This is a genomic window from Enterococcus sp. FZMF, from assembly GCF_030263915.1.
GTDB lineage: Bacteria > Bacillota > Bacilli > Lactobacillales > Enterococcaceae > Enterococcus_D > Enterococcus_D casseliflavus.
In genome coordinates this window covers 60,508-85,068 of sequence record NZ_CP127160.1, presented here as the reverse complement: position 1 = coordinate 85,068, position 24,561 = coordinate 60,508, and the positions used below count along the sequence as shown (strand labels likewise).

Below are 24,561 nucleotides of genomic sequence, written 5' to 3'. Positions count from 1 at the left end.
CTTACTTCCTTTCTTTGCTGTAAAAATTATAAAATCAAACCAATCGCAAAACTCAGCACTTGTACGCATGCTCCGACCGCAAGGATCCGAACGGCACAAATGAAGGTCTCTCTTTTGATTTGTTTTTGCATAAATCGTTTGGTCTGTTGCCAGACAAAGGGCGCCGCGAAAAAGGTCAGAACCAGTGACCAAGGCGCAATGTTGAAGGCAACTGAGGCAATGATCGCAACAAACGTCAAGACGTTCATTGTGATAAATAATTTCAACGCACGGGCTTTACCAAGGTAATGCACCAGCGTATAGCGCTCATTTTTTTCATCCTCTTCCAGATCACAAATGTTGTTTGCCAGCATCAAGTTGGCGATCCATAATGTGTTGGGTAATGAGATCAAGAAAATACTGCCAATCGTGGCAATGTTCCATTCAAAGGTTTGATAGGCATTAAGGTAGACACAGATCAATGAGATCATAAAGCCCATCGTAAAGCCAGAAAAGAACTCGCCTAAAGGCAAACTAGAAAGCGGCCGTGGACCAGAGGAATAAAAGATCCCGACTAGGTAACAATACAGTCCCATCCAAAAGAGCGGCCAACCAACCACCATTGCCAAGGCGATTCCCATGGCGGCGGAAACGATGATCATGGAGACCATCAACCAAAAAACCAATTTGACAGACAACTGTTCCCGACCAATGATATTGGTCTTTTCTTTGTAATCATGCCCTTCTGTGGCATGATGGTAATCGTTGTAGTTATCTAAAATATCCACCGCCATATTGAAGATCAGCATGGCAATGAAATACAATAGGACATAGCCAAGATGAATCGTTTGATAATTGTACCAGCTGTAGCAGACACCAATGAAAAATGGCAAAATACTGGCGGTTTTTGCTTTAAATTCGACAAGTTCTAAAAATACAGGTAGCGTCACAACTTCACCTCCTTTAGTGAGTGCATTAAACTAGTCAATCACGCCCCTTTACGCTAGAATAAGGGCTGAATGACTGTTAGAAAGGGTTATACTATGTTTGACTTTTGGATCGATTATCCGACGATCGAACAACGATTGAAAACCGTATGTTCCATCATTGAAGAACACGTTACTGTTCGTAACAAAGAGATACAAGATGTTTTGATCGACTTTACTTATTCAGGTGGAAAAATGCTGCGGCCAGCGCTCTTTTTTTTGTTTGCTGACTTAGGCGATCCCCATTATAAAAAAACCGACCAATTAACAAAAATTGCTGCTTCTCTAGAAATTTTACACATGGCCACTTTGATCCACGACGACATCATTGACGATTCGCCGCTGCGGCGCAGTCAAGTCACTGTTCAAGCCAAATACGGCAAGGATATCGCGGTCTACACGGGTGATCTTTTGTTCACTCAATTTTTTGAGCTTTTGATCGAAAGTATGAATGGCTCCCCGTTTTTAAAAACCAACGCACAAGCCATGAAACGACTCCTTTTAGGTGAACTTGATCAAATGCACACTCGCTACAACATCCATGAATCGATTGACGACTATCTGCAAAGCATCAACGGCAAAACCGCTGAACTGTTTTGGCTCGCTTGTCTCGAAGGCGCTCATTTTGGCGGCCTCGACACAGAAAACCAAGAGCGGGCGGGTGAGATCGGTCGCAACATCGGGATCGCCTTTCAAGTATTCGACGATATTCTCGACTACACCTCTGATAGCGGCACTTTGAAAAAACCGATTCTAGAAGATTTGGCACAAGGAGTCTATACCTTACCGCTGCTATTTGCCAAAGAACAGGCACCTGCAGCATTCGCTCCTTATTTGAATAAAAAAGCAGCACTCTCCTTGGCAGAAGCCCAAGAAGTTGCGGATCTTGTCGTTCGTTACGGCGGTGTCGAAAAAGCGCGCGCTTTCGCGGTCACCTACACGCAAAAAGCCTTAGACGACATCGATCTGCTGCCCGAAGCACCTAGCAAAGCCAAAATTCGTTCATTAACTGAACTGCTCTTGCAGCGCAATTACTGAGCCATAGAGCAATGAGAAGAAAAGCGTCCATCACTGATTGATGGACGCTCTTTTTTATCGTCGTCCTTGGTCAATGGCCAATAAGTGTTGAAAATGTTTGTTTTCTGCTGCCAATTCGGCAGGTGTTCCGCTCATGGTCAACTGACCATCTTCAATAAAGAGCACACGGTCCATCATCGAAATTCCTTGCAAGTGGTGGGTGATCCAAATGATCGTTTTGTTCTCCAGCACTTGGAAAAAGGTTTCGAGCACGCCTTGCTCCGTGATCGGGTCTAAGCCGACGGTTGGCTCATCCAATAAGATGATCGGAGTGTCTTTTAGCAAGATCCGCGCCAATGCCAAACGATGGCGTTCTCCACCAGAAAAACGCAAGCCGGCTTCATCCACCATCGTGGCCAAGCCGTTAGGCAAAGCTGCCACCATTTCTTTCAACCCGACTTGCTCCAGTACGCGCCAGACTTCTTCTTCCGAAGCCGACTCATTGCCTAGCAGAATATTATTCAAGACGGTCGTATGGAAAAGATAGGGACTTTGATTGATGACACCGATCAAGTCACTGATCGACTCACTCAATGCCGTCACAGGTACGTCGTTTAAGGTAATCGACCCTTGGGTCGGTTGCAGATCGCCTCGCAACAAGGAGGCAAATGTACTTTTCCCAGAACCGCTGCGACCAAGGATCGCTAGTTTTTGATGCGCAGGAATCGTTAGATCCAACCCATGAAGCACTTCTTTGCCTTCAGGATACTGAAAATGCAAGTCCTTGACTGTGATCGACACGAGGCCCGTCACTTCAGGTACTGACGGTTGCTCCATGGAGACCTCTTGGCGATTTTCTTCTGGCAGTGCATTGAAGCGATCGATGGAGTCTTTGTAGCGATTGGTTTCTTGAGCAGCTGACGGTAATGGCGCAAATGCATCAACTAAAGGAAAGACACACAGGACAAAGGCAGCGATCCAGTTGGCTGCTCCTCCGTGGTTACCTGGAAAGCGAATGCTGGTCCAAAGCAGCAATGCGACAGCGATCACTCCAAAGATGCTTTGTAAAAGAAAATCACGCCGGCGATCAAAGGACAGCATCTGTTCATCCACCGCCCGCAACTGCGTTTCCAGTTCCTTATGGGCAGCCACGTACTCGCTGCCTCTTTGAGAGAAGACCCAATCAGAAACCCCTAATACATTATCCGTCAGTGTCGTATACAAGTTGTTTTTCATGTGTTTTTGCTTTTCTTGCCGCGCGCCGTTGATGATCACCGACCAAAGCGGCAAGACAAAGACAATGATTCCTAATAGCAGCAGCATCACCAAAGCAAACCACCAAGAAAAATAGCCGAGTCCAATGATCAAGAACGCATACAAGATCCAAGCGATCACGGTAGGAAAGATCGTGCGCAAATACAGGTTTTGAATATGGTTGATATCTTCTGCCAATAAGCCCAAGATATCCCCCGTGCGATGTGCTTGCTTAAAGAAGATCGCATCTTTTTCTACTACGTTGTACAATTTCAAACGCAAATTAGAGGTCATGCGCAAGACCCAGCTATGACTGGTCAACCGTTCCAAATAGCGAAAGACTGGACGGCCGATCCCAAACGCTCGGGTCAGTACGATGGGGATGTAAACCAATAGAATGTTTTCTGGGATCGATGCCGAGCGGCTGATCAGGTACCCAGAATTAAACATCAGTGCCCCACCACAGAAAAAGGTCAAGAAGCCTAGGAATAAGGCCAGCGCCAAAACGTTTTTGTATTTTGACAAGAAAGGCTTGACCCACGTATCAGTTTTCAATGAGCGCAATAAGCCGATTTTATTCAAGCTGTTCCCTCCTCATTCCATTGACTAGTTCTGTAAAAGCACCTTGCTTTTGCTGCAGTTGTGCCAAGGTTCCTTGTTCCACGATTCTTCCTTGATCCATCACGATGATTTCATCCATTTCTTCCATCCAGTGCAAGCGATGGGTTGCAAAAAAGACTAAACGGTTTTCCATCAGCGGTAGCATCCGTTCTTTTAAGGCAACTTCGGTTTCAATATCCAAATGAGCCGTTGGTTCATCAAACAAAAGAATCTTTCGTTGCTGGTCTAAAAAGGCACGGGCTAGAGCGATCCGTTGGGCTTGTCCGCCACTTAGATGCCGTTCCCCTTCTCCTAACATCGTGTCCAACCCTTGCGGCAGCTCTGCTAAAAGCTCAGTCAAGCCTGCCACTTCAATGGCTTTCAGTACGGCTTCTTTGGTAGCTGTCGGCTGATAAAACGCGACATTTTCCTGCAAGGTCAACCGATAGATATAAGGATTTTGCGGAATATAGATCAGCTGTTCTTGCCAGCTTGCTTGGCGAAAGGCCGTGGTCTTGGCCCCTCCGAGAGTGATCTCGCCACTGTCTGGCACGAGAAAGCCACTCAAGGTATTGATCAAGGTAGACTTGCCAGAACCGCTCAGACCGATGATCCCGATCTTTTTGAAGCCAGTCACGTTCAAATTGATATCCGTCAAAGCCGCTTTTTCCTCGTAGGAAAACGCCAGCTGATCGATCGTTAACTGGGCGTCTTCCTGCCAACGAGGCACCGTTACTGCCGGTACTTGGGCTTCGGGCTGATGCAAGATCTCCGTCACCGCAGTCATCGCATTTTTCCCGTCTAAGGTTGCATGGTAATCACTGGAAAAGTCGCGGATCGGCAAGAAGTATTCTGGTGCTAAAATCAAGATGGTTAACGCTGGAAACAGCAAGATTCCTTCATTGATCAGCCGCAAGCCTAGCAAGACTGCTACGACGGCAATCGATAAGGTCGTGAAAAAGTCTAAGGCGAAAGTCGATAAAATACCGACTTTTAATGAAGCCATCGTCGCTTTCCGAAACCGTTCGCTGGAAGCAAAGATACTTTTGCCATATTTTTTACTGACCCCAAACAATTTCAGCGTGTCGATCCCTCGCAGGGAGTCGATGAAATGATTGGACAGTAATTGAAACGTTCGGTATTGTTTTTCCGCTTTGCTTTGCGCGGCATAGCCCAAGATGATCATAAAAATGATGATCAAGGGGAACACCAACAGCAAGACCAAGCCCGACTCCCAATCCAGATAAAAAACGAGTGCCAAAATGACCCAAGGAATGATCGACATATTCATGATTTTGGCAATAATCAATTTCAAGTAGTTTTCGACTTGGTTGATCCCTTCCAAGACCATCGTTGTTACATTCCCCGTCCCTTGCTGTTGTGCGATCTGAGGACCGACCCGAAACAATTTCTCCAACAATTGATCCCGCAGATCGGCGGCTTGCTGGTAACTGTAATCATCAAGTCTTTTGGAACGGAAATAGATAACGGCTTGTCGGGCGATAAACGAACAAAAGAACAGCAGAATCCAGCCCCACTGTTCCTCTAATGGTCGTCCTTCCCATAAGCCAGTGATGGCACGTGCCAATCCATACGCCTGCCCAATAATGAAGAGCGCCTGCAGGAACGAAAGTCCCGCAAGCAGCCCTAAAAGTTGTTTCATTCCTGGGAGCTTCATGATTTGTTTATCAATCATTTATACCCCTCCAACGCCTCCGTATGACTGATCCGTTTACGGAAGATATAGTAACTCCAAGCCGTATAGGCCAAGACGAAAGGCAAGATCGTCAGTGAAAGATAACTCATGATCTTCAATGTGTAGCGGCTTGAAGACGCATCAGCGATCAACAGGTCATAGCTTGAATCGATCGAACTGATCAAGACTCTTGGGAATAACCCTGTGAAGATCAATGCCACCAAAGCGATCAACGTCAAGCCGCTCGCAATGAAAGCCATCATTTCTTTGCCTTTAAAGACGCCGATATTTGCAATCAGTGTCAGTACAACGATCACAAGCAGCAAACCAAGCGTTGTCGCAAAATGATTCTCGAAGAAATCCGTTTGGAAGTAAAGCATCACAGCAAAGACGACTAAGCCTGCATATAAGATGCCATAAAAAATACTTGCATAGTTGCGTGCCCGTGCCCGAATCGGACCTTCCGTTTTCAAAGCGATATAGTTTAATCCGTGCAAGTAGCACAACAAAGTCAACGCGATCCCGCCAACGATTGAAAAGGGATTGACGTAATCCGTAAAGGTTGCCGTCATGTTGCCATCTTCACCCAAAGGCATTCCTTGGATCATGCTGACAAACATCAGACCGAAGAAAAACGGTACGATCGTACTGCCGATCGTCAACGTCCAGTTCCAAATGTTTTTGTGTTCTTTCGGGAAGTTTGCTCGAAACTCAAAGGAAACACCGCGAATGATCAACCCGACTAAGATCAATAACAAAATCAAATAAAAACCGCTGAACAAAGAAGCATACCAGTATGGAAACGAGGCGAACATCGCTCCGCCAGCGGTCAATAGCCACACTTCATTGCCATCCCAGACAGGCCCGATCGTTTTAACGATCTGGTCTTTTTCCTCTTCATTGTGGGCCAATGTCTGCACAGACATCCCCACACCAAAGTCAAACCCTTCTAAGAAGAAGAAGCCAGAAAATAAAAGCCCAATCAACGTGAACCATAGTAATTGCAGACCGGTCATCCTTCAAACGCCTCCTTATCAAATGGGTCTTCGTACCCTTCTTGGTTGTCTCCTTGGCTGATTTCGCCGAAGGCTTCTTTTTCAGGTCCATGATCCATTTCCCGTTTCACCAGATAGACCATCGTTCCGCCCAAGCCAGAGAACAAGAGGAAGTAAACGATGTTTGAGATCAAGAGTGAGGTCACGGAAACGTTTGGTGACACACTATCTTCGATCGTAAACAAGCCGTAAACCGTCCAGGGGTAACGTCCTAACTCCGTGATCAACCAACCAGCTGTATTGGCAATAAATGGGGTGAACAAAGTGATTGCCACTACCCAAAGTAACCAGCGTTTTTCAAAGAGCCATGGTTTCTTCTTACGCGTAAAATACAATCCCAGACCAGAAACCAACAGCATCAAGGCACCAAAACCAGCCATGATCCGGAAGCTCCAAAAGAGTGTGTTGACCGGCGGGTAGTAATTACGGTCGCCGTAGGTTTCAATCAATTGCTGATTGACCGTATCCATCCCATCGATGGAGCCGAAGGGTTCATTGAAGGCTAAGATACTCAACATATATGGAATCGAAACACCGAAGACTTGGTGATGTTCTGCTTCATTCGCCCAAGCAACGACGGTCCAAGCCGCAGGACTCCCAGTATCTTCATAGGCCCCTTCCATTGCGGCAAATTTCATTGGTTGTTCTTCAACCAAGTATTTCATTTGTTCATCCCCAGCTAGCAAGACGGTGAATGAACCGAACAATGCCACCGCAAAACCGATCCGCATTGATTTTTTGAAGAAATCACGTTCAATGTCTTTGTCTTTCTTCAATAGACGAAAGGCAGATAAACCAGCAACAATGATCCCACCCATCGTGATGGCAGCGGTGATCACGTGTAAAAACTCATACCACACCTGTGGATTTGCCAATAATGCACCGAAGTCAGTCATTTCTGCCCGGCCATTGTTCAAGGTATACCCCACTGGATGCTGCATAAAACTATTGGCAGCTAAGATCCAAAACGCCGATAGCATCGAACCTAGCGTCACCAACCAGAAAAAGGTGGCGTGCAGCTTGGGACTGACCCGATCCCATGTAAAGATCCACAGTCCTAAGAACGTCGATTCTAAGAAGAACGCCAACAAAGCTTCTAAAGCCAAGGGCGCACCAAAAATATCCCCGACAAAACGAGAATAGTCTGACCAGTTCATCCCAAATTGAAATTCTTGAATGATCCCTGTCACGACCCCGACAGCAAAACTCAATAGAAAAATATTCCCCCAAAACTTCGTCATCCGGCGATATTTTTCATCTTTTTTGATCACATAAAGTGTCTCCATAATTGCAACGACGACACCAGTTCCGATCGAAAACGGTACAAAGAAAAAGTGAAAAATCGTCGTCATCGCAAACTGGATTCGCGCTAGTGTCACAATATCCATCCTACATCCTCCTATTTCATAAAAAAGTACATTAAAATAATTCTAAATAAAGAAAAATTCCAACTTCGAATATACTCCTCTAATCAGTAAAAAAGAAGCAAATTGCTTGCCATTTACTGATTTTTAATCACTTCCTCTCCGATTCTTAAACATAAGGCGCTTTCATCGGCGGGAAACAGCTTTTTCTAGCTACTCCCAGCCATAACGGGTTCCTTCAGAAAGCAATGGATCACTCAATAAAATCCCCGGAAACTCTTCTTTCAATACAGATGTGCTTAATAATTGATACATAGCAAACGTGTTCTTCATCCCTAATCTTTTCAGCTGATCTAACGTTTGCTGCATCAAGTCCGCCGCTTGTGCCTTATTTTGTTTTAATAGATGCGTCCAGCCTTCAAAAAACGGCATAAAGATCGCTTGTTCAATGTGTTCTTTTTCATAAACATGATCTCGCCATAAATGAAAGGTCTTTTCCGCATAATTCGCCTCGTCGAAAACAGCAAAGACAGAAAATACCGTCTCAAACGTGTTGTACAAAATATCTTCATTGCCAGGAATTTTTGCAAAGCGCTGACTCTTTTTGATGGCGATCGTCAAGCAGCGCCAAAGCAAAGCTGGCTCCATCGAAATTGCTACGCGGGCAAACAGCCGCAGCTCATAAACACCCCATGTATCGGTATTCAGCAAGTAATGCTTGGCAGAGTCCAAACAATAATTGTGTTTCAGGTAAGCCTCCTCGATGGGCACCCCTTTAAAAAGCTCCTCTTTCATCAAGTAGTCAAAACGGATCAGTTGTAAGAAGTGGTCCAGCTCCAAGGAGTAATGCTGTTGAAAGTACGTGGTCAGCTTTTGATATTTCTTTTTTAATTTAGGTACTTCATCAATGGATTCGATCCCCATCGAACGGACATAGTCGACCATTAGCTTTTGAGCCTCCGAATGATGCTCCCCCGTATGCAGCAGCTGAAATTCGGCAAAACTCACTTCTAGTTTATCTAGCAAGCGATGAAATCGTTCGCAGGAAATCGTCGTTTTGCCATTTTCAAATTGCGATAACAAAGACATCGACAATTGTTCATCCACTAATTCCTTCAACAACAAGCCTTTGCTTTTGCGAAGCTCTTTCACTGTCGCACCATAATTGTTCATTTTTTCACCTTCTTTTTCAATATATTGAAATAAGCAGTTGCTTTTCCCGAAGAGCCTTTATAGTTGAATTATCTTATAGAAACGAGGGAAAAGCTATGGATACCCATATAAAAAAGAAAATGCTTCACGTGAAACATTTACAAAAAAGCTTCAAAGACAAAACCGTTTTGAAAGAGGTCACTTTTGACGTCACTCCTGGCGAAGTATTTGTCTTACTAGGATCAAACGGCGCTGGAAAAACCACTTTAGTCAAAATTTTGTCCACTATCCTACCTTTTGACCAAGGAACCGCGCTGATCGACGGGATCGACTTGACCAAAGATCCAGCAGCGATTCGCGAAAAAATCAGTCTGACAGGGCAATTTTCCGCCGTCGATCAAGAACTGACCGGACGAGAAAACTTGCTGATGATTGCTGCCTTGCGCCATGTCAAAAACAAACAGTTTATCGTCCAACATTTGTTAGAGCGTTTTGATTTGGTGGATGCCAGCAACCGACTAGTCAAAAATTATTCTGGTGGCATGCGACGACGCTTAGACATCGCCATGAGTTTTATCGGCGAACCTGACCTGCTCTTTTTGGATGAACCAACGACCGGGTTAGACCCGCAAAACCGCTTAGCCACATGGCACATGATCAAAGAGATCGCCGCTCAAGGACGAACGATTTTCCTGACGACCCAATACCTCGAAGAAGCTGAATTTTTAGCAGACCAAGTCGCCATCTTGCATGAAGGGAAAATCATCTTGCAAGGAACACCAACGGAAGTCAAAGCACTGCATCCTTCACAAACGATGGAAATCAGCGTATTGACGAAAGAACACTTGCAGACCGTGCGACAGCATCTGTCTGATTTTCCGCTGCAAGTCAATGAGTCCAGTCTCTCTCTGGCATTTCCCGTCAGTCAAGACTTCCAGCATTCCTTCACGCTGTTGCAGGAACTCAATCAACTACCGATCACCATCACCAGTTTTAATCAAAAGAATGCTTCGTTAGAAGATATTTTTCTAACACTTGTCCAAGAAGGAAACCAATGAAAGCAATTATAGAAACCAACACCTTATTCAAACGCAACCTCTTGCTATCGATTCGCAGTATGGAGACTTTGCTAAGTGGGATTTTGACCCCAGCGATTTTAATGATCCTCTTCGTCTATGTTTTTGGGGGAGCCATGAACGTCGGCGATACCTCTTATGTCGATTTTGTCGTTCCTGGTGTTCTCGTCCAATGTATCGCCCAAAGCGCCTCCTCCGTTGGGGTAACGGTGACGGAAGATTTGAAATCCGGCATGGTGGAACGGCTGATGACCTTGAACATCTCTAACTCAGCCTTTTTAAACGGGCATGTCTTCGCCGCGACCCTTCGGAGCTTGATCAGTACCTTGGTCGTGTTGATCGTTGCCATGATCATCGGTTTTCGCCCCCAAGCCACAGTTGCTGGCTGGGGACTCGCCTTCCTATTGATCTTTTGCTTCACCTTCGCTTTTACTTGGGTCTCCGTTCTGGTTGGTCTCATCGCCAAAAGCCCCGAGACAGCGACCTTGTTTACTGTCTTGATCACCCTTTTGCCCTACTTAAGCTCTGGTTTCGTCCCTACGGAAACCATGCCGCGTCCGTTAGCCATTTTTGCTGAATACCAACCAATGTCGCCGATCATCCATTCTTTGCGCGGGCTTTTGTTAAACTTAAAAGATACCACCTTGATCAGTGCCTTTAGCTGGTGCGGCGGTATCGTAGTGGTGAGCTGGTTCTTGGCAGGAATGCTTTATCAGAAACGGTTACGCTGATGGCGCTGGCTCCCTTTTTTGACTCTCTTATAAAAAAAGCGGCAACGACTAAGCTCCTGCTTCGTCGTTGCCGCTTATTTTTTAATCGAGGACTTCTCCGTTAGAAGCCGTCACTTTCTTATACCAGTCAAAGCTGGCTTTTTTGTACCGCTTTCCTGAACCATTGCCCCAATCATCTAGATCCACGTAAATGAACCCATACCGCTTGCTCATTTCTGATGAGGAGCAGCTGACAAGATCGATCGGTCCCCAAGGATAGTAGCCGATCAGTTCTACGCCATCATAGATTGCTTCTTTCATTTGTTCAATGTGCTGTTTCAGAAAATCAATGCGATACGTATCATCGATCGTCCCTTCTTCATTCAATGTCTCATAAAAGCCCATACCATTTTCTGTGATCATGATCGGCAATTGGTACCGATCATAATACTCATTCAAAGCGATCCGCAGCCCGATCGGATCAATTGCCCAGCCCCAATCATTTGCTTCTAAATAAGGGTTAGGCGAAGCTGCATCTTCTTTCCCGTAGTTTTCACTATGAATGATTCGCGTGTAGTAATAGGAGAAAGAAACAAAATCAACCGTATGCTTAAAGTCCGCTTCATCGTTTTCCCCAAATTGAATCTCGATGCCGTTTTCTTCAAAAAAGCGATAGGCATAATTCGGATAAGTTCCCCGCGCAAGTACATCTGAATAATAATATTCCATTTGATTATTTTTGAGAGCACTCAAAACATCCAACGGTTTACAAGTAGCTGGATAAACATTGCCATAATAAGACATCATACCAATTTGAAAAGAAGGATCAATCTCTTTGCCTACTTTGATCGCTCTCGCACATGCTACCAATTCATTGTGAACTCCTTGGTACTTAGCTTGCTTCAGATTGTCGACGCGGTCAGCGGGAATACCAAGGTGGTTAAACGATTCGTGGGTAATCAAGTTCATTTGATTGACTAAGATCCAATATTTGACCTTCCCTCGATACCGTTTGAATACGACTTGCGCAAAACGAACAAAGAAATCAATCAGTTTACGATTTGACCAGCCGTCATAAGCCATCGCTAAATGGATCGGCATTTCATAATGAGACAAGGTGATCAAGGGTTCCATGCCGTTTTCAAGGATACAATCGATCAATTCGTCATAAAAGCGCAACCCTTCTTCGTTAGGCGTTTGCTCGTCTCCCTTTGGAAAAATCCTCGCCCAGCTAATAGATGTTCGAAACGAATTCATGCCTGTTTCTGCCAAGAGTGCCAGATCCTCACGAAATGTATGGTAAAAATCGATCCCATCCCGTTTCGGGTAACGCCCTTCTTGATCATTTAAAGCAAATTCTACGTCTGCCGTCGTTATTTCTTTGTTGCTTTTCTTTTTTATATCGATATCATCACGAAAGCGATTGATGTCTGCCACGCTCCAGCCTTTTCCCCCTTCAAGATAGGCCCCTTCTAATTGATTTGCGGCAACTGCACCTCCCCAATAAAAATCGGCAGGAAATTGCTTCTTATTTTTCTTCATGTCATTGCTCCTCTTCTCAAAATTTGATTGCTCGCCTCTTAGACTGATGCTTCGGTTTGACCTTCTTCAAGCACTAATTTGCGTTCATAGGCCTTGAAGAAAGGATAATAAATGCCCAAATAAATCAAGAAATTCATCACTACTAAGACAGCACCACGAATGCTGGCTGTTGCGATCACTGCCGAAAAAATACTCGGAACCGTCCACACAGCCGCTAATGGATATGCCATTCCGGGAACAAGGTCGGACACAAAAGCGAAATAGGTCACGAAAGTGGTCACGATTGGTGCCACGACAAAGGGAATCGCCAGTGCTGGATTCAAAACGATCGGCAACCCAAACAACAACGGTTCATTGATGTTGAAGACCCCAGGAATAAAGCTGAGACGACCAAGCTGTTTTAAAAATTTTGATTTGGAGAAACACATCATTGCGCAAAGTGCTAAGGTTCCTCCGCCACCGCCGATCCATAAGAAAGTAAAGATAAACGGCTGTACCCCCAGATTGGGAATCGCTTGTCCGGCTTGTGCTGCTGCCATGTTTGCTTCAGAATTGACTAGCCAGATCGGCAACATCACCGTCGCTAATATTTGCGGATGAATTCCGAATAGCCACATGATACAAGTCAATCCTACATAGACCAAAGGTGCTGCTAACGAGTTGGAAGAAACACTTAACAATGGTGTGATCAAACTTGCAATCAGGGCATTGATGTCAAAGCCGATCAAGTGAACAATGATCCAAACGATCGTCATTGAAAAAAACACGGGAATAATCACTTCAAAACTGCTGCTGACATTCGTAGGGACTTGCTCTGGCAGTTTAAACCCAATATTGTATTTTTTACAAAGGCGCATGCACTCGACTGCTAATATAGCGGTCAAAATACTAGCAAACATACCTTCTCTTCCAAGATATTGCGTAGAGATAAACGTTCCTTCATCTAAAGAAGTGAAGGTCAATGTAGTAAAAAAGGTAAAAATTGCAGAAACGCCCCCTGCCAAACTATCCAGTTGGTAGCTTTGCGCTAATCGTGCGCCAATGCCAAAAGCTGCATAGATCGAAAGCAGTCCCATGCTCATATTGAAGGGAATGATCAGTTTTGCCACTAAGTCGGGATGATTGCCCATAAATGATACATACGATTGAGGCCATGGAATATACGGAATCAATAAAAAGATCGATCCGATCACTGTGATTGGAATCGTTGCGATCAACCCATTGCGAACAGCACTCAAGTGACGTTGATTAGAAAGTTTCATCATTGGCGGCATCACTTTGGTTTCAATAAATTGCATTAATTTATCCATCAGTAAATCCTCCTAAATTTTTTAAGATATATCTTAACTTGAATATAAGCGCTTTCTCATAAGGAAACAATAAAAGCTATTTTCCAAAAATGGAAAATAGCTTTTTACGTTTACTCTTTTCTCATATTCATAATCATAAAAATCATCCATAGATGAAGCACTTTTTGCGAGTAATAATTCGACGACATCAATGGAACGACCTCTTTAAACAAGACACGCTCTTCAAAGAGACTGCTTTGAGCGGCTTGCTCGCTGAACGTCAATAAAACTTTCTGACAGGCAGTTTTTTCAAGCAAGTAGGCCTTTTTGTCGATCCAGCTACCTGTTAGATTGATCACAAAACAGATATCTGTTTCCCGCAATACTTGATCAATCAGCTGGTCTTCCGCATTACGGTTCACTTCAAAAACGATATAGCCCATTTGACTAAGCAGTTCCCGCAGGAGATTAACAACCGAAAAAGAATAGCTGTTACCCAAGATCGCCACTCGTTTTTTTCGTTTCATTTCTTCTGCGATCCGTGTGCATTGGTGTTGATCAAATTGGTCAAAAATCTGTTTTTGGACCATGTACTCTCGGGCTAAAAATTGGTCAACCATTTCAGATACTTCACTCTTTGTATCGAGATTCGCTAGCATCCCTTCAAACATCGTATTCGCCAAATGGTACTCTTGTTCAAAATAAATCGTGAGGTCATTACGCATTTCTTTAAAACTAGCATAACCAAGTTTCTTACAAAATTTAGTGATACTGGCAGGGGTCGTCTGTGCAGCATAGGCGATTTCTTCAATATAGATCGCAGGAAATTCATCGATTCGCTCAATTAAAAGTTTTGTTATCAAAAAATTCAAATCGTATTTTTTGCATTTAAATAGATGTTCATTTAAACGAATGTATACTTGACTTGTCGTTTTCATAGCGACCACCTCACTTGCTTATTTACGCTGCTGGTTTCTTCTATCTTAGCATAGGCATCCATTTCTTAGAACCTTTCACTTATCGTACTTTTAATAGAAAGCAAAAAAAGAGTCCGCCTACGCGCAACTCTTCGATTCAGGTCCCCAGTTATTTCATTAACAGCTTTAACTGTTCATAAAAATTCTCATGGGTGCCACATAACAAGACTGGAATCACTTGGTCATCGATCACATCATAAGCAATACGATAGGTTGTCTCTGCATACTTAAAACCCTTCGACCAGATTCCAGCTAAATCGCCAGTTTTTTGATCGCCGCTATACGGTTCGACAGCTATTTCATCATAAATGACATGAAGAAACTTTTGTTTCAGCGGTTTCTCCTTCAACTTTTTTAAATAATTCACTACTTGTCTAGATGGAATCACCTCATAAGCCAGTTTCAGTTGCCAACTCCTCTTTGGTCATTGCTTTCCCGTCGGTAGCAGTCTCCTTTGCAATTGTCTTAAATGAAGAAATCAGCTTACTCTTACGCGCTTTAAATTCGGATAAAATATCTTCGTGTTCGTATCCCTCATTAATAATATCAGTCAAGATATCTTCACTGAAATCATCGAATGGCTTTACCGGTTCAATAAATTCATACAAGATTCCATTTTCTACTAGCTTTGCTTCTACTTCCACACCATTGGGAATACCAAAGTCTTTGGGCACCGTCAACATAATGGAATTCCCTTGTTTTCTTGTTTTCGTAATCATCGTTACACCCCTCCCTCTGCTTTAATAATTACTCTGTAAGAACATTATATCATAATCGAATGTAATGATAAGTAATGCCGAAAGCCGAGTGTCAAATTGAGAAAATAAATCGCCTGCTACTTTGCCTTATTTATGACTATCGACAAAGCAGGTGATATGGCCTATTAAACCAAAGAGCCCAATCTTCTTTTCCAGCGAAATATCGGCAAAAATACGGTATACTGGATATGATTGAATAAAAAGGCAGGGATACCCATGGATCTTAAAAACCGGCTGATCGCCTTCGCTCAGACCTTCAATGATGTTCAGGTCGACCATCCATTTGCAAAGTTTCCCGAGTACCAAGTCTTGCGGCACCGTAAAAGCGGCAAATGGTTTGGCTTGCTGATGACTGTAGAAAAGCAAAAATTAGGCTTGGAAGGAACGGAAATGATCGAAATTTTAGATGTCAAAGCAGCGCCCGAAATGGTTTCGATCATCAATCAAAGCCGCGGCTATTTACCCGCTTATCACATGAATAAAAACCATTGGCTCACCGCATTACTAGATGGCTCTGTATCAGAAAAACAACTCCAATCTTTGTTACGAGACAGCTATGAACGTACCCGTTAAACCCAAATATCACCAAAAAACCGATCAACGATGCGCCTATATAGCAGCACCGTTGATCGGTTTTCTTTTATAACGGATCCTGTGTCATCCGTGAGTCTAACGAAACACTTAGGCCAACTCTTCTCCGTTTGTTGCAATGACTTGTTTGTACCAATCGAAGGATTTTTTCTTGGAACGATCCATCGTGCCGTTGCCTTCGTCATCAAAGTCAACATAAATAAAGCCATAGCGTTTGCTCATTTCGCCTGTTGAAGCACTGACAAGGTCGATACAGCCCCATGGCGTGTAACCGATCAAGTCTACGCCATCAGCGATCGCTTCCCCCATTGCTTCAATGTGGCGGCGCAAGTAATCGATACGATAGTCATCTTCGATCTTACCTTCTTCGTTAAAGGTATCAATGGCTCCTAAGCCGTTTTCCACGATAAACAACGGTTTTTGATAACGATCATACAATTCATTCAACGCGATGCGCAGCCCTTCTGGGTCGATTTGCCAGCCCCATTCACTTGCTTCTAAGAATGGATTGCGGACGCCGCCTAACAAGTTTCCTTGCACTTCATCGGCTTCTTCTGTGGTGATATCCACGGCAGAAGACATGTAATAGCTGAAGCCAACATAGTCAACAGTATGTTCAGCGATCAAGGCTAAGTCTTCTTCGGTAATCTCAAGATCCTCTTTATTGACGCCATGTTCTTTGTACAAACGATCCGTAAAGGATGGGTATTTTCCACGTACTTGCACGTCGGCACAGTAGTAGTTGAAGGCTTGATTATGAATCATCGTCGCCACTTGGTTGACTGGGTTCGCATCAATGCTGTAAGTCGTTGCATAAATGATCATACAACCGATCTGTAACTCTGGGTTTAATTCATGGCCGATTTTGACTGCCTTACTGCTGGCAACAAATTGATTGTGCCACGCTTGGATCACGTTTGTAAAGTCGCTGGCACCCGTGCTGTTGACCATTCCTTGACTCAATGCGGAGAAATGGAAAGCAGAGTTGATCTCATTGAAGGTCATCCAGTATTTGACTTTGCTGTGGAAACGTTCCAAGACAACTTTTGCAAAACGTTCATAGAAATCGATCAATGCTCGATTTTTCCAGCCACCGTATTCTTTGGCTAAATGCAAAGGCATTTCATAGTGAGAGATCGTAACCACTGGCTCGATCCCGTATTTCAAACATTCATCGATCAGCGCATCGTAAAATGCTAGCCCAGCTTCGTTTGGTGTCGTTTCATCGCCTTTTGGAAAAATACGTGTCCATGCGATAGAAAAACGATAGCTCTTGAAGCCCATTTCTGCAAACAACGCAATGTCTTCTTTGAAACGGTCATAATGGTCGATCCCGCGATGATTTGGGTAGGTGTATTTGTCCTCATCGATCGTCCAATCAAACGTATCACTGCCTAAAATCGCTAAACGCTGTTTGCCGCCAGGCATTGCATCCGCCACTGACAAGCCTTTGCCATCGCGATCGAACGCCCCTTCTAATTGATTCGCTGCGGTCGCGCCGCCCCATAAGAAATTTTCTGGAAATTTTGCCATTTGCTCGTTCTCCTTTTGTTTTCTTTTGATAAACCTACCTAGCTGATTACTGAAAAATCCCCGATAAAAAACAAAAAACCTAAATAAGAGCCGCTGCTAAAACGAGAAGAGCGCTTTCTTATTTAGGTCTTGCCTGATCGAGTCAGTAACAATCCACGTGGGTTTTCTTTCTTTAACTATAGCACTAACTCGGTGGCTTGTCATCATAAAATCGGTTTCTTTTAACCAGCGATCTTTTGAAAAAAGGGGAAATTTAACCAGTAAACCCTGTCAAATTAGCTTCTTTTAAAGAGTTTTTTATGAGTAGCCATTAAACAATTTCCTAACAATTACTGTTGACCCTTTCTATACGTTTGTGCAACTCCCTTTGATCTTCAACCATCAAGAAATCACTCGATCCATGCTTTGTTCTGCTGCTTTTTCTTGCGTTTCTTGCGCCAATTCTTGTTCGGCATTTTTCTTATCCAAAATGCGGACAAATGGGTAATAGATCAAGGCACACAAAGGAATCATCAGTAACTGAGCTACCCCGAGTTTCCAACTTCCTTGCAGAATACCTGAGAGAACGATCGGGGCACCAAAAGGCACTTGCATCCCGATAGGAATTGGTAAAATATTCGTGATGGTTAAGATATAGCCAATCACCACGCAAACAACTGGGCTTAAAATGTAGGGAATCGCCAGAATCGGGTTCATTACGATCGGTAATCCGAAGATCAGCGGTTCATGAATCCCGAAAAGTGCTCCTGGTGCTCCCAGCTTCCCGATAATTTTGAATTGTTTACTCTTTGATAAAAAGAGTAAAACTACTACTAGACCAAGCATGGCGGAAAAATTAGCATAAATACTCCAAAAAGAACCAGTCACTAAGTTAGGCATCGGTTCTCCTGCTTGATAAGCAGCCAAATTCTCAAGATCCAGAGCAGTCATTATTGGACGAATAACCGCTAATACAACGATTGCTCCGTGAATCCCAAAGACCCACAACAACTGCATGATCAATAAGGCGATACAAATCGACCAAATCGAACCTCCAAGACTTTGCAGTGGAATTTGTAGAATCGTGTATACAAATTGATGGAAACTACCGAATTCCGTCATCTTCCACAAACCGGCTGTTATCGTAAATAAGACTGCTACTAACACTGCTGGAACCAGTCCCGAAAATGTTTTGGCAATCGTTGGTGGTACACCCTCCGGCATCGTGATAACCAAGTTTTTATCGACAAAAAACACATACAAACGGGCAGTTAAGACACCCACGATCATCGCCGCAAACAACCCTCTAGCCCCCAGCCAGTCAAAGGTCAAGGCATTGATCACAAGCTCCCCATCTTCAAAAACACTGATTGGTGTTAAGACTAAAAAGGAAAACAAGGAAACAAACCCAGGGATCAAGCCTTCTTTTCCATATAAGCCTGCCAATTTGTAAGCGATGGAAAAAGCGGCATAAATAGCTAATGCATTTGTCGTAAATTGTGCCGGTAAGGCGATAATATCGCGAAACGGGGCAATCATTGATTGATAGACTTCGATTTGCATGGAAGACAACAGTGTACTGAATGCGCCGATGATCATGATCGGCAATAGCGACATCAATCCATTAGAGATTGCTTGCATATACTTATTTTGCTGAATCTTACTTGCGTAGTACTGGCCTTTTTCGGTGAACTTCTCTGCGAAAGTCATATAATACACTCCTTTTTGATCTGTGTCCGAGAAACAAAACGTCTTGATAGCAATTGTGGGGGAGCAGCTAGTATCTTTTTTAAAAAGACCCACACTGAGTAAAATCAAAAATCAGAAAATCTATTTGTGTCACATTTGCATTGGGATCATCGGCGTTTCCCCGAACCATTCGATTACTAAGTAGATCAATCAGAGCCTATCTGCTTTCGGGAATGGCCGATCATTGACTGGATTCACCGTCTTAAGAAATCAAGTGTGCAAAAATTCACCTTGTCCCTTGTTGAAGAAGAACAAGGTCCTGCCTTTTACGCATTGTTCCCCTGAAGTCAGACGGTTTCTCCAGCTGGATCAATACTTTCAGTTTGAACCTCTGCTTGCGCTGCTTCTGCTTCTGTTTTTAATTTTCCTTTATCTAATATTTTGACAAAAGGAATGTACAGCAAGCAGCCTGCCAAAACGCAAACGACTTGTAGAACTGCGACCTGCCAGCCTCCAGCTAGAAACCCATTTAGAAAAATCGGTGTGCCAAAGGGAACTTGTACGCCACTAAGTCGTGGGACGATCCCACTCCAGATCGCTAGGTATGCTACAAGCACTTGAACCAATGGTGTTAATATGAACGGAATCGCCATGATTGGATTCAAAATCAGCGGTAAGCCAAAAATCACCGGCTCATTAATGGTGAACAATCCAGGAACGGCACTCAGGTTAGCGACTGTCCGTGATTGTTTGGATTTCGCCAACAGCAAAATAACGATAATCAATGACAATGTTCCTCCAGCCCCACCAATACCAGCAAACAAATCATAAAACGACTTGCTCAAAATATTCGGCAGTTCGGAACGCGCAACACCGCTAGCTAAAGCATCCATATTTTCCACATCCATTGGTAAGTACAAAGCGGTGACAAAGCTACCCACCACCAACGAACCATGAATACCGAAGAACCATAGCACCATTTGGATCAGTACAATAAATAACAACGAACCTACACTAGAAGACAAGCTTTGCAGCGGCATTGCCAAGATTTGATAGATGAAATCTGAGAATGAGCCATAAGAAGTAAAACTGAATGCCCAGCTAATGACGATCGCGGTAAACCCAGAAATAATTGCTGGAATCAAACCGGCGAAGGTATCCGTCACAAATTGCGGCACGCCTGCTGGCATTTTGATGGCGATATTTTTTTCTAAAATAAAGCAGTACAAACGAGCAAAGACTAAGCCACAGATCATAGCGGTAAACAAGCCTTGAGCGCCGAGTTTGCTCATGTCGAGGGTCGTTGTTTCCTCTAAGGTAACCATTGGCGTCATCATCAAAAAGGCAAACAGTGAAACGATGCCGGCAGGAACCGCCGATTGCTTAAATTCTGTCGCTAAACGGTGACCGACCAGAAAGGAAGCGTACACTGAGATAACCCCGACGGTCATACTGTAACCGACGGAAAAATAGCCGCCAATATTGATCGAATTGATAAAGTCTGTCCATCCTTGAATCGGCAAAACTGCTAACAATAAGGCGATCGAACCAATAATGTTGATCGGCAGCGTCGCCATCAACCCGTTTGAAATTGCCTTTAAATACCGATTGTTGGAGATTTTATCTGCAAATACTAACACCTTATCCATATATTTATCCATTTTCTTTTCACTCCTTTATTTGGATGACAAACAATACATCTTCATGACAATTGTGGGGATGGAAAACAGTGATACCATCGGTAACTGTCATTTTTGGTTTCAAGAAACGATTGGTATTCAAATCGATCAATGTGACAGTCGCTGTAGAAAGATCTCCTTGCAGGCGAACTGTTGTATTGCTTGGCAAGTAAAGCAACGCATCCTTCGATCCTGCGATGGCTGCCATACGAATCTGTTCATCTGCATCGATCAAGCGCTCTTGGCAAGGCACAAGCTCCTGAATATTTAATAATTCGAATAATTGCTTGATAAAGCCATAGTCATCTGCCCCAGGAAAAGATAAAGCTTCTGGCCAAATCATGGGACGATCAAACACTTCCCCGATTTCTTCCGCAAAGGTTGCCGTCGGGGTTTGCCAACTCCAGATGCCGTGGGCACCGTACGTGATCCCAGCCGCGCCGCCGGCTAACAGTGATTGCCATGCCGCTTTGCGGACATCCTTTTGACCAAATCGGCCGTATACGTGACGGGCATAGCCCATTTGTTCATAGCAAGGTTCTGAGTTGATGATCGGCAACTGCGGTTGTCTTTGATAAAAACGCTCTGCCAAATAATAAGGCATATTCAAAAAGGCGCTGTTATGACCTGATTGGTATAAAAATAAGTCCAAATGTTCGACGATCGTTGCGGGAATCTCTTCAAAACGTCCCTTGATATGAATCGTTTTCAGGGTATTGGGCGAATGCTTTTCAAAGAAAGCAAAGGCTTCTAGATACGTATCGATGGTTGGCTGTGTTGGGAAATCCGTATCGCCACCAATAAAGTAGATCGGATGGAAGGCATCAAAAGTCGCAATCACTTTTTGATAGTAGGCCTGTCGGCAATCCTCCGGCAACACGTTGCGTTCTTTGTCCAACTGGCTAGCCCACGTGCCTGCGACATAGTTTGACCACAAGACGACCAACGCTAAAGTAAAGCCTTTCTCATCGGCAATTTTACAAAGACGCTGAGCCCGTTCGAAATAGGCATCCTCCCAAACAGTAAAATCAAAGACGCCCGCATCAAGAGGAAACGGCAAGCAGTCAAATTGACCACGGCTGCGATCCCATTGCGGTAACACATTGATTTGAAGGGTATTGAAGCCCTGCTCTTTGCGTTTGTCTAAGTAGGTGATCCAGTCATTTTCTTGAATACTAGTAAAGGCACTCCAGCAAGTATCGGCTAAATAAAAGAAATGCTGGCCGTCTCGCAATAAGGTGCGTTTGTTTTGGCTTACGGTGATTTTCACGGTGGTGCTCTCCTTTCATCGGCACAAGTTGTGCACTGGCGGTTTTTTAATCAATATAACTGCTGAGCCAGCCTTCGCACAGCTCAAACCATTTAGCGACATGGGCATTGAGGTGACTTGGCTTGCGTGCCGTTGTTCGATCCGCTAATGCCAGTCCGTGTTCGCCTTTTTCAAAAATATGCAGTTCAAATGGAATTTCTGCTTCTCTTAATTTGACCGCCAGCTTCAACGAGTGTGCCACATCCACTAAGACGTCTTCCGTCGTATGCCAGAGAAACATCGGAGGTGTCCACTGATCGACATGATGCAAAATGTTCATGGATTGAATGGCTTCTTCCGTCGGTTGTTTACTCCCAAAAAAGCGCTCGTTGGCAGTTAAAGGTGTTTCGATCAGACTAGCGGCAAAGCCTAGCTCATCGATTGGGAAGGCATGCTCTTGATAAACCAATGGGTAGCCAGCGATCGCCAAATTCACTTTCAATAAGTCACTGCTAACGCCCAACGCTTCTGCCAGCTCAGCATCGTGCCAGCGCGTCGCTAACTGCAACGCTAGATGTCCGCCTGCTGAAAAACCGCAAACGATGATTTGTTCCTCATCCACCAACCATTCTTGAGCATGCGCACGAATGATTTTGACGGTTTGGGCGGCTTCCATCAAGGCATTGTGGGGAACGTTTTTCACTTGGTCACCGGTGGTGTACCATAAAACAACACTATTTAGCCCGATACTATTGAATTTCAAGGCAATGACTTCCGCCTCTCGATCACTGGTAAATGCGTAGCCGCCGCCTGGACAGACGATCACTAGCGGTCGCTTCTTGCCGACATTGTACTCTTTGGATTGGTGCAATAAATAGGTATCCACGTAAGCCGTTTGATTCAATTGGATTCGTTGGGTCTCCATATAGTTCCTCCTTTATCCTTCACTAAAAGCAGCTGATTTCTCAATGAACCGTTTCCATTTTTCATATTTCAAACGGATCACGGCCTGTTCGGCTTGCGGAACGATCGTGGTTTGCTGAATAGCTGGTTCATTCATGGTTGGATTGGCAACAAGCATTGTGCCGATGGCTGAAAATTCTTCGACTTCGCTGACGATGACGGGTTTATTGATCAAAGTCGCTAATAAGCTCATCAAGGCGCGGTTTTTCGAAACACCGCCATCGATCATTACCTGATTGATCAGTCGTTCAGCGACTTCTTCCATCACATCGATCACTGCTTTGATTTGAAAAATGATGCTTTCTAAAACGGCTTTCAACAGCTCATGAGTCGTCGTTGTGCGTTTCATGCCGACAAAGCTGGCAGTCATCGTATTATCCCAAAAAGGGGCACCCATTCCTTGCAATGCTGGGATAAAATAGATGTCTTCTTGACTGTCATTGGTCAGCACTTCTTGACAAATCTCAGCTACATCTGGCAGCGGAGCCACTTGCTCACTGAACCAGTTGATGGCGTCACCACAGGAACGGATGATGCCTTCTAGCGCAAACGCTATTTCCTGGCTAGTTTGCCAGCCGACCGTCGTCAAAATGCGGCGATTCCGCAACGTCTGCTCCTGCTGCACTTGCATCATGATCGAACAACCGGTACCCATCGTGATTTTTACATCCCCAAGGCTTTGACAACCTTCCCCGAATAATGCCGCTTGTGAATCGGCTAAGATTCCTTTGATAGGGATTCCGTGATAGTTACCGAAAACCGTATCAGCAGGTTTGATCGCTGGCAAGTCTGCTAGATGGATGCCAAAAAGTTTGACGAGCTCTGCATCCCAACGGCCCTCTTCAATATTGTAAAACAATGTTCGGCAAGCGTTGCTGGCTTCGGTCGCAAATACCTTCCCTTGCGTTAAATTCCACAACAGCCAGCTGTCCATCGTACCGATCGCCAACTCGCCAGTTCCCGACTTTTCCTTGATGGCCGATAATTCTTGTGCCAGCCATTTCACTTTGGTGCCAGAAAAATACGGGTCTAAGCGTAAACCGGTCTTTTGATTGATCGTCCTTTCCCAGCCTTGTGCCGTCAATTCTTCACAAATCGCGGCGCTGCGGTTGCATTGCCACACGATCGCATTGTACAGGGGATTGCCAGTCAATCGGTCCCAAGCAACGATCGTTTCTCGCTGATTGGTCAATGACAAGGAAACGATTTGATCTGCAGTGATCGCTTGTTCTTGAAACACTTGTGCCAGCAATTCTTGGACATTTTGCCAAATCTCGAGGGGATCATGTTCGACCCACCCGACTTTTGGATAAATTTGGCGATGTTTTTTATCGTAACGTTGCAGGATTTTCCCTTCTTGAAACAGTAAGAGCTTGGTACCGGATGTACTCTGATCTAAAACCAGCTGATAGGTCTTGTCCAT

General features: G+C 44.3%; 21 protein-coding genes. 4 read left to right on the top strand and 17 right to left on the bottom strand.

Going from position 1 to position 24,561, the window contains the following annotated elements:
* Positions 1-26 precede the first annotated feature (26 nt).
* The gene (locus tag QN079_RS00390) at positions 27-929 is read right to left on the bottom strand and encodes a prenyltransferase (protein ID WP_289230202.1); all 903 of its coding nucleotides are present in this window, start codon (positions 927-929) and stop codon (positions 27-29) included.
* A gap of 93 nt (positions 930-1,022) precedes the next feature.
* Here QN079_RS00390 and QN079_RS00385 point away from each other — a divergent pair, with 93 nt between their 5' ends.
* A complete protein-coding gene (locus QN079_RS00385) occupies positions 1,023-2,003 on the top strand; it encodes a polyprenyl synthetase family protein (protein WP_005226544.1) in 981 nt (326 codons plus the stop codon).
* A 54-nt stretch (positions 2,004-2,057) separates the two neighbouring features.
* On the opposite strand, the gene cydC is transcribed toward QN079_RS00385, so the two are convergent.
* The 5 genes from cydC to QN079_RS00360 all read right to left on the bottom strand — a co-directional run bounded on the left by cydC (position 2,058) and on the right by QN079_RS00360 (position 9,124).
* A complete protein-coding gene (cydC, locus tag QN079_RS00380) occupies positions 2,058-3,818 on the bottom strand; it encodes a thiol reductant ABC exporter subunit CydC (RefSeq protein WP_289230201.1) in 1,761 nt (586 codons plus the stop codon).
* Positions 3,811-5,532, bottom strand: coding sequence for a thiol reductant ABC exporter subunit CydD (gene cydD, locus QN079_RS00375; protein ID WP_289230200.1), 1,722 nt, complete (start codon positions 5,530-5,532; stop codon positions 3,811-3,813). Before cydD ends, cydC begins: the two co-directional genes overlap by 8 nt.
* Positions 5,529-6,548, bottom strand: a complete 1,020-nt coding sequence (gene cydB / locus QN079_RS00370) for a cytochrome d ubiquinol oxidase subunit II (protein ID WP_005226530.1) — start codon at positions 6,546-6,548, stop codon at positions 5,529-5,531. The genes cydD and cydB overlap by 4 nt, the downstream gene beginning before the upstream one ends.
* The gene (locus QN079_RS00365; protein WP_015508715.1) at positions 6,545-7,975 is read right to left on the bottom strand and encodes a cytochrome ubiquinol oxidase subunit I; all 1,431 of its coding nucleotides are present in this window, start codon (positions 7,973-7,975) and stop codon (positions 6,545-6,547) included. The genes cydB and QN079_RS00365 overlap by 4 nt, the downstream gene beginning before the upstream one ends.
* 189 nt (positions 7,976-8,164) lie before the next feature.
* On the bottom strand, positions 8,165-9,124 hold the full coding sequence (locus tag QN079_RS00360; RefSeq protein ID WP_289230199.1) for a helix-turn-helix domain-containing protein: 960 nt from the start codon (positions 9,122-9,124) through the stop codon (positions 8,165-8,167).
* Positions 9,125-9,219: 95 nt separating this feature from the next.
* On the opposite strand from QN079_RS00360, the gene QN079_RS00355 reads away from it, so the two are divergent.
* Positions 9,220-10,161, top strand: a complete 942-nt coding sequence (locus tag QN079_RS00355; RefSeq protein ID WP_289230198.1) for an ABC transporter ATP-binding protein — start codon at positions 9,220-9,222, stop codon at positions 10,159-10,161.
* Positions 10,158-10,910, top strand: coding sequence for an ABC transporter permease (locus tag QN079_RS00350; protein WP_289230197.1), 753 nt, complete (start codon positions 10,158-10,160; stop codon positions 10,908-10,910). The genes QN079_RS00355 and QN079_RS00350 overlap by 4 nt, the downstream gene beginning before the upstream one ends.
* Before the next feature lie 81 nt (positions 10,911-10,991).
* Here the strand turns inward: QN079_RS00350 and QN079_RS00345 are convergent, their stop codons facing one another.
* The 5 genes from QN079_RS00345 to QN079_RS00325 all read right to left on the bottom strand — a co-directional run bounded on the left by QN079_RS00345 (position 10,992) and on the right by QN079_RS00325 (position 15,416).
* Positions 10,992-12,431 (bottom strand): glycoside hydrolase family 1 protein, encoded by a 1,440-nt coding sequence (locus QN079_RS00345; protein WP_289230196.1) that lies wholly within the window; start codon positions 12,429-12,431, stop codon positions 10,992-10,994.
* Positions 12,432-12,469: 38 nt separating this feature from the next.
* Positions 12,470-13,741 (bottom strand): PTS sugar transporter subunit IIC, encoded by a 1,272-nt coding sequence (locus QN079_RS00340; RefSeq protein ID WP_289230195.1) that lies wholly within the window; start codon positions 13,739-13,741, stop codon positions 12,470-12,472.
* 110 nt (positions 13,742-13,851) lie between these two features.
* Positions 13,852-14,658: a MurR/RpiR family transcriptional regulator gene (locus QN079_RS00335; RefSeq protein WP_015508709.1), complete on the bottom strand. Its 807-nt coding sequence runs from the start codon at positions 14,656-14,658 to the stop codon at positions 13,852-13,854.
* A 148-nt stretch (positions 14,659-14,806) separates the two neighbouring features.
* Complete coding sequence (locus tag QN079_RS00330) at positions 14,807-15,097, bottom strand: type II toxin-antitoxin system RelE/ParE family toxin (protein WP_289230713.1); 291 nt, start codon at positions 15,095-15,097, stop codon at positions 14,807-14,809.
* Entirely contained in the window at positions 15,087-15,416 is a 330-nt protein-coding gene (locus tag QN079_RS00325; protein WP_218193011.1) for an AbrB/MazE/SpoVT family DNA-binding domain-containing protein, read from the bottom strand. The genes QN079_RS00330 and QN079_RS00325 overlap by 11 nt, the downstream gene beginning before the upstream one ends.
* Before the next feature lie 255 nt (positions 15,417-15,671).
* Between QN079_RS00325 and QN079_RS00320 the strand changes: the two genes are divergently transcribed.
* Positions 15,672-16,028 carry an MmcQ/YjbR family DNA-binding protein gene (locus QN079_RS00320; protein WP_074934324.1) on the top strand — a complete coding sequence of 119 codons (357 nt, stop codon included), beginning with the start codon at positions 15,672-15,674 and terminating at the stop codon, positions 16,026-16,028.
* Positions 16,029-16,136: 108 nt separating this feature from the next.
* Here the strand turns inward: QN079_RS00320 and QN079_RS00315 are convergent, their stop codons facing one another.
* The 6 genes from QN079_RS00315 to QN079_RS00290 all read right to left on the bottom strand — a co-directional run bounded on the left by QN079_RS00315 (position 16,137) and on the right by QN079_RS00290 (position 24,561).
* Positions 16,137-17,579, bottom strand: coding sequence for a glycoside hydrolase family 1 protein (locus QN079_RS00315; protein ID WP_005226517.1), 1,443 nt, complete (start codon positions 17,577-17,579; stop codon positions 16,137-16,139).
* Between the two features lie 381 nt (positions 17,580-17,960).
* A complete protein-coding gene (locus QN079_RS00310) occupies positions 17,961-19,268 on the bottom strand; it encodes a PTS sugar transporter subunit IIC (protein ID WP_123833485.1) in 1,308 nt (435 codons plus the stop codon).
* A 326-nt stretch (positions 19,269-19,594) separates the two neighbouring features.
* Positions 19,595-20,908, bottom strand: a complete 1,314-nt coding sequence (locus tag QN079_RS00305; protein WP_086338869.1) for a PTS sugar transporter subunit IIC — start codon at positions 20,906-20,908, stop codon at positions 19,595-19,597.
* A gap of 7 nt (positions 20,909-20,915) precedes the next feature.
* The gene (locus QN079_RS00300) at positions 20,916-22,196 is read right to left on the bottom strand and encodes a glycoside hydrolase family 140 protein (RefSeq protein ID WP_289230194.1); all 1,281 of its coding nucleotides are present in this window, start codon (positions 22,194-22,196) and stop codon (positions 20,916-20,918) included.
* A 46-nt stretch (positions 22,197-22,242) separates the two neighbouring features.
* Positions 22,243-23,100: an alpha/beta hydrolase gene (locus QN079_RS00295; RefSeq protein ID WP_142967921.1), complete on the bottom strand. Its 858-nt coding sequence runs from the start codon at positions 23,098-23,100 to the stop codon at positions 22,243-22,245.
* A gap of 12 nt (positions 23,101-23,112) precedes the next feature.
* Positions 23,113-24,561, bottom strand: coding sequence for an FGGY-family carbohydrate kinase (locus QN079_RS00290; protein ID WP_289230193.1), 1,449 nt, complete (start codon positions 24,559-24,561; stop codon positions 23,113-23,115).

Bases quoted from the DNA above. Each gene is read 5' to 3' on its own strand.
- QN079_RS00335 (WP_015508709.1), bottom strand. From the start codon at position 14,658: ATGAAAACGACAAGTCAAGTATACATTCGTTTAAATGAACATCTATTT.
- QN079_RS00350 (WP_289230197.1), top strand. From the start codon at position 10,158: ATGAAAGCAATTATAGAAACCAACACCTTATTCAAACGCAACCTCTTG.
- QN079_RS00295 (WP_142967921.1), bottom strand. From the start codon at position 23,100: ATGGAGACCCAACGAATCCAATTGAATCAAACGGCTTACGTGGATACC.
- cydB (WP_005226530.1), bottom strand. From the start codon at position 6,548: ATGACCGGTCTGCAATTACTATGGTTCACGTTGATTGGGCTTTTATTT.
- QN079_RS00290 (WP_289230193.1), bottom strand. From the start codon at position 24,561: ATGGACAAGACCTATCAGCTGGTTTTAGATCAGAGTACATCCGGTACC.
- QN079_RS00315 (WP_005226517.1), bottom strand. From the start codon at position 17,579: ATGGCAAAATTTCCAGAAAATTTCTTATGGGGCGGCGCGACCGCAGCG.
- QN079_RS00320 (WP_074934324.1), top strand. From the start codon at position 15,672: ATGGATCTTAAAAACCGGCTGATCGCCTTCGCTCAGACCTTCAATGAT.
- QN079_RS00345 (WP_289230196.1), bottom strand. From the start codon at position 12,431: ATGAAGAAAAATAAGAAGCAATTTCCTGCCGATTTTTATTGGGGAGGT.
- cydD (WP_289230200.1), bottom strand. From the start codon at position 5,532: ATGATTGATAAACAAATCATGAAGCTCCCAGGAATGAAACAACTTTTA.
- QN079_RS00305 (WP_086338869.1), bottom strand. From the start codon at position 20,908: ATGGATAAATATATGGATAAGGTGTTAGTATTTGCAGATAAAATCTCC.
- QN079_RS00385 (WP_005226544.1), top strand. From the start codon at position 1,023: ATGTTTGACTTTTGGATCGATTATCCGACGATCGAACAACGATTGAAA.
- QN079_RS00340 (WP_289230195.1), bottom strand. From the start codon at position 13,741: ATGGATAAATTAATGCAATTTATTGAAACCAAAGTGATGCCGCCAATG.
- QN079_RS00365 (WP_015508715.1), bottom strand. From the start codon at position 7,975: ATGGATATTGTGACACTAGCGCGAATCCAGTTTGCGATGACGACGATT.
- QN079_RS00310 (WP_123833485.1), bottom strand. From the start codon at position 19,268: ATGACTTTCGCAGAGAAGTTCACCGAAAAAGGCCAGTACTACGCAAGT.
- QN079_RS00355 (WP_289230198.1), top strand. From the start codon at position 9,220: ATGGATACCCATATAAAAAAGAAAATGCTTCACGTGAAACATTTACAA.
- QN079_RS00325 (WP_218193011.1), bottom strand. From the start codon at position 15,416: ATGATTACGAAAACAAGAAAACAAGGGAATTCCATTATGTTGACGGTG.
- QN079_RS00360 (WP_289230199.1), bottom strand. From the start codon at position 9,124: ATGAACAATTATGGTGCGACAGTGAAAGAGCTTCGCAAAAGCAAAGGC.